This window comes from Bradyrhizobium sp. NBAIM03, assembly GCF_020194055.1.
Taxonomy (GTDB): Bacteria; Pseudomonadota; Alphaproteobacteria; order Rhizobiales; family Xanthobacteraceae; genus Bradyrhizobium; species Bradyrhizobium yuanmingense.
Genome location: NZ_JADYVS010000292.1, coordinates 1 through 382, shown reverse-complemented (window position 1 = coordinate 382; position 382 = coordinate 1). Strand labels below are relative to the sequence as shown.

General features: G+C 67.5%; 1 protein-coding gene. It reads right to left on the bottom strand.

The genetic code is table 11. The annotated features are described in order from the left end of the window. Positions 1 to 382, bottom strand: a 382-nt coding sequence (locus tag I6F21_RS38570; protein WP_276573652.1) for a histidine kinase dimerization/phospho-acceptor domain-containing protein, incomplete at both ends; no start/stop codon positions are given.

Here is a 382-nt window from a genome sequence, read left to right as displayed (position 1 = left end):
GTCGACCAGATGGGCAGCGCGATCGCATCCTTCCAACGTTCCCACCAAGGCGTGGCGACGCATGGCGTCCTCTTGGGCGGCTATTGCCACCTGGGCCTGGGCCTTGATTGCGGCAATCGGCGTGCGCAATTCGTGGGCGGCGTCGGCAGTGAAGCGGCGCTCGGCGTCGAGCATGGTCTGAATGCGGGCAAAGAGCGCGTTGAGCGCGCCGAGCATGGGCGTCATCTCAACCGGCGCATGGGGCATCCGGACCGGATCGAGTGCTCGCGGGTCACGCTCGGCAAGCGCGGTACCCAATCTGCGCAGCGGCAGCATCCCGCGCTTGAGCGCCCACCAGACGGCCAAGGCGAGTAACGGCAACGCCAACGCCATCGGCCACAGC